Consider the following 4,006-nt stretch of genomic DNA (forward strand, 5'->3'; position numbering starts at 1 on the left):
CTACGTCAACGCCGAGGTGCTGGGCGGCCCGCAGAACACGATGATCGGCAACGTGATCCAGACGGAGTACTTCGACAACAGCGCCTACCCGGTCGTCCACGGCACCTCAGAGCCGATCCGGCGGCGGATTCAGCGCTCGATTCAGCCGCGCCCGATTCGGCCCGGGCTCGATTCGGCAGGAGCCGAATCAGCAGTCGCGCAGTTCCGGAGACTGGTTCAGGATCTGCTCGCGCGGCGTCACGAACGTGCGGTACGCCGCCGAATCACCGGACGGGAAGACCGCGACCCGATGGCAGTTCTGGAACGCCAGCTTCACTCCGAAGTAGCGTTCCAGCGTTCCGCGCATCGCGTCGCTCGCCAGCACGCGCAGCAGCTGGCCGCGCGCCCGCTCGTCCGGCGGCGGCGTCAGGTTGTCGGCGAACTCGCCGCCGTCCACCTGCAGCCGCGCCACCAGACCGCTGATCATCTCCCAGGCGTAGGGGAGGGACGTCCTGATGCATTCGACGAACTCCTTGTCGCCGATCTCGCCCTGCCGAGCCGTCTCGAGGAGTTCCGGGGACACGTCGAGGGACATCGCGGGGGTCCTTTCGCAGACGGATGACACCCACCACCCGCGACGCTAATCACGGCATCCCGACAATTCCAGGCTTGACAGCGATCCTTACATGAGCCATATGGGACCCTCGGCCACCGGCGGGCGGATCCCCGCTTCCCGCCCGGCCGGCGGCCGTCTTCGGTGCCGGTCGTCGGTTCATGGTCGCCGGCCGTCAGCCGGCCGGCGCCGCTCCGCGCCGCCCGGACATGCGCCGCGCCGGGCGTGCGCTCCGCTGCGCCCGCTCCTCCCAGAACTCGCGCGCCCGCCGCGCCAGCGCCGCGTTCCGCGCCGCCCGCGCCTCCGCGCGCCGCTCGCCGGCCCGCTCCCGCATGATCGACCGCATGATGTCGTGGTGGTACACGGCCCCCTCCTTCGTCGCGGGCCGCGGCAACGACCCGACATCCAAGAGGTTCGTCCTAAGGCCCCCGCGCGGGCATCGGGACGACGCCCTATATCCGGCCTTACCGGGGTCTTAGACGCTCTTATCCAGGTCAGCGGGGATGTCGGACACGGCTGGCAGAATCCCGCGCCATGGACGAACTCCTGGCGGGGCTCGACGACGTCGACTGGGCCGGCCTCTGCCACGCCTACGGCTCCGCGGACGACGTTCCGGCCTTGCTCCGGACGCTCCGCACGCCGGACCAGGAGGAGCGCCAGAACGCGCTGCACACCCTCTACGCGAGCATCTACCACCAGGGCAGCCGCTATCCGGCGTCCGGGCCCGCGGTGCCGTTCCTGCTGGCCCTCGCCGCCGACCCCGCCACCCCCGACCGCGACGACCCGCTGTACCTGGCGACCGGGATGGCGATCGGCTCCGACGAGTCGCATCTCCCCGCGGGCGTCGACATCGCCGGATGGCGGAGCGAGGTCGCCCGGCTGCGCGCCTCCGACGCCGCCGAGGAGGAACGCCGCCTGGACGCCTGGGTCGCCGAAGCCGCCGACCCCCGGGAACGCCGGTCCAGGGAACTCCGGTGCAAGCACTTCGACTTCGCCGACGCCCTGATGAACGCCGAGGCCGAACTCGCCGCCTACGACGCCGTCCAGGCCGGGCTTCCCCTCGTCCGCGACCTGCTCGCCGACGACGACGCCTTCGTCCGCGCCGCCGCTGCGTACACGCTCGGCTGGTTCCCGGAGGAGGCCGCCGCGTCGCTTCCCGCACTGCGGGCACTGCTCGAAACCGAGCAGGGCCCGGCCGTCACCGCCAACGCCCTCGTCTCCACCGGCCTCCTCGACGGCCGCGACCTCATCCCCCGGCTCCGCGAGCACCTGTCAGGCACCGTGCCGCTACCCCGCTGGGCCGCCGCCATCGCGCTCCTCCGCCTGGACGTCACCGACCCGCCCGTCATCGCCGAACTCGCCGCCGCCTGCGTCGACCCGCCCGGCATGCCCGGCGGGCCCGTCGCGTTCATGAACGGCGACCTGCGCCTCTACTCGGCCGCCGCCATCGCCGGAATGGCCGACCCGCCGGACGAGGCCGTCGGTGCCGTCCTCGACGGGCTGTCCCGCACATCCGACGACGCGTCCTTCCCCATGTCCGCCGTCGCGCTCCGGTTGGCCTTCCGCACCCCGTCCGCTCCCCTGCCGCGTTACGCCGACCTCACGGACGTCCAGAGGCGGACCATCCGGGTCATCGCCGAACTCCCGGACACCAGCTGGCGGTGGGGCAACCTCATGGAGATCCTTCAGGAGTGGGGCCTGCCCACCGACCGCGACGAGTGCCGCAGGTACACGGGTCTCGCATGACGGCCACGCGAGGTCCACGGCGGAACTAAGGTTGGGCAACGTGCGTCTCGTTATCGCCCGCTGCAGCGTCGACTACGCCGGCAAGCTCACCGCCCACCTGCCCATGGCCCCCCGGCTCGTCCTGATCAAGTCGGACGGGAGCGTGAGCATCCATGCCGACGACCGCGCCTACAAGCCGCTGAACTGGATGAACCCGCCGTGCTCCCTGCGCGAGGAGCCGTACGAGGAGAACGGCGCGATCGCCCGCTGGACGGTCACGCACGGCAAGTCGGGCGAGCGGCTCATCCTCACCATCGAGGAGATCCTCCACGACACCAGCCACGAGCTGGGGCTGGACCCGGGCCTGCAGAAGGACGGTGTGGAGGCGCACCTGCAGGAGCTGCTCGCCGAGCACATCACCACGCTCGGCGAGGGCTGGTCGCTGATCCGCCGCGAGTACCCGACCGCGATCGGCCCCGTCGACATCCTGTGCCGCGACTCCGACAGCGCCACCGTCGCCGTCGAGATCAAGCGGCGCGGCGAGATCGACGGCGTCGAGCAGCTCACGCGGTACCTGGAGCTGCTGAACCGCGACCCGCACCTGGCGCCGGTCCGCGGGATCTTCGCCGCGCAGGAGATCAAGCCCCAGGCCCGCGTCCTCGCCACCGACCGCGGCATCAACTGCGTCACGCTCGACTACGACGCCCTCCGCGGCATCGAACACGAGGGCACCCTGTTCTGACCGCGCGCCGTCGCCCCGCTACCGCGCGGCGACGGCCTCGATCTCCACGAGCATCGCCGGGTCGGACAGGGCGTCGACACCGGCGAGAAGGCTGGTGGGACGGCAGTCCCCGGCGGCGAGCTCGGCGGTGACGGCGTCGTAGTTGGCGGTCAGCGCGGGCAGGTCCACGGTGAACAACCGGATCTGCACGACATCGGCGAGGACGAACCCGGCCTTGCCGAGCGTCTCGCGCAACCGCCGGAACGTCAGCGCGACCTGAGCGCGGATGTCACCGGCGTGGGCGATGCCACCGTCCTCGCCGCGCGCCTCATGCCCGGCGACGAACAGCCACCGCTCAGGCCGCTCGATCAGGACGGCCCGCTGATACCCGACCCGGTCGCCGAACATCCGCGGATCCATGTCGATGCGGTGCATCTTCTCTCTGCTCCCTGGTGGCCGTGTCGCTGATCTTTGTTTCGCGGTCTCTACCCGCCGCCACGGCTATGAACGCTTTTTGGCGGTTGGGCTGCGCGAGTGGCCGGTAGCCGCGTTTTGTCACCTCTAAGGCTGGGCGGGGTCGGCGCTATATGGATGGTTAGGCGGTGTGGCGGAGATCCTGTGGATTCGCGCGAGGCGGGACCCAGGGTGGGATCGGGACGGGATTCGGGGTGGGATCGGGGCCCGGATCGGGACGGGATGTGGGGTGGGATCCGGGGTGGGTCCGGGGTGGAATCGGGGCCGGGATCGGGACTGGCGACGGCGGCGGACTGATTGGGATACGCATTGTCATGCGGCAATGATTAGAGCGAGTTCAAGTACCTACTTCGGATGGAGTCCAATAGGGGCCGGGAGGGCGGGTATGGAGTCATCGCAGAATGGGTGTTCGGGTGGTGGGGTGGCGCTTGCGTACGGGGCCGCCCCTCCAAAGTCAAGGGCGCCTTCGGCGTCGCTTCGCGATGGACTTCGTC

Annotated in this window: 5 protein-coding genes and 1 pseudogene; 3 read left to right on the forward strand and 3 right to left on the reverse strand. The window is 70.6% G+C overall.

Annotation, left to right across the window (positions count from 1 at the left end):
• Positions 1–94: pseudogene (locus tag ABT299_RS52285) on the forward strand (ABC transporter permease); the annotation flags it as partial.
• A gap of 93 nt (positions 95–187) precedes the next feature.
• Here ABT299_RS52285 and ABT299_RS52290 read toward each other — a convergent pair.
• Both ABT299_RS52290 and ABT299_RS52295 read right to left on the reverse strand, forming a co-directional pair.
• Complete coding sequence (locus ABT299_RS52290) at positions 188–574, reverse strand: SCO5389 family protein (protein WP_190861958.1); 387 nt, start codon at positions 572–574, stop codon at positions 188–190.
• A 193-nt stretch (positions 575–767) separates the two neighbouring features.
• Complete coding sequence (locus tag ABT299_RS52295) at positions 768–956, reverse strand: hypothetical protein (protein WP_190861960.1); 189 nt, start codon at positions 954–956, stop codon at positions 768–770.
• Between the two features lie 170 nt (positions 957–1,126).
• Between ABT299_RS52295 and ABT299_RS52300 the strand changes: the two genes are divergently transcribed.
• Positions 1,127–2,338: a HEAT repeat domain-containing protein gene (locus ABT299_RS52300; protein WP_500255427.1), complete on the forward strand. Its 1,212-nt coding sequence runs from the start codon at positions 1,127–1,129 to the stop codon at positions 2,336–2,338.
• 40 nt (positions 2,339–2,378) lie between these two features.
• Positions 2,379–3,059, forward strand: coding sequence for an endonuclease NucS (gene nucS / locus ABT299_RS52305; RefSeq protein ID WP_190861965.1), 681 nt, complete (start codon positions 2,379–2,381; stop codon positions 3,057–3,059).
• An 18-nt stretch (positions 3,060–3,077) separates the two neighbouring features.
• Here the strand turns inward: nucS and ABT299_RS52310 are convergent, their stop codons facing one another.
• Positions 3,078–3,473, reverse strand: a complete 396-nt coding sequence (locus tag ABT299_RS52310; protein WP_387026724.1) for a Rid family hydrolase — start codon at positions 3,471–3,473, stop codon at positions 3,078–3,080.
• Positions 3,474–4,006 lie beyond the last annotated feature (533 nt).

Origin of the sequence: Spirillospora sp. NPDC000708 (assembly GCF_040299565.1) — a bacterium.
GTDB lineage: Bacteria > Actinomycetota > Actinomycetes > Streptosporangiales > Streptosporangiaceae > Spirillospora.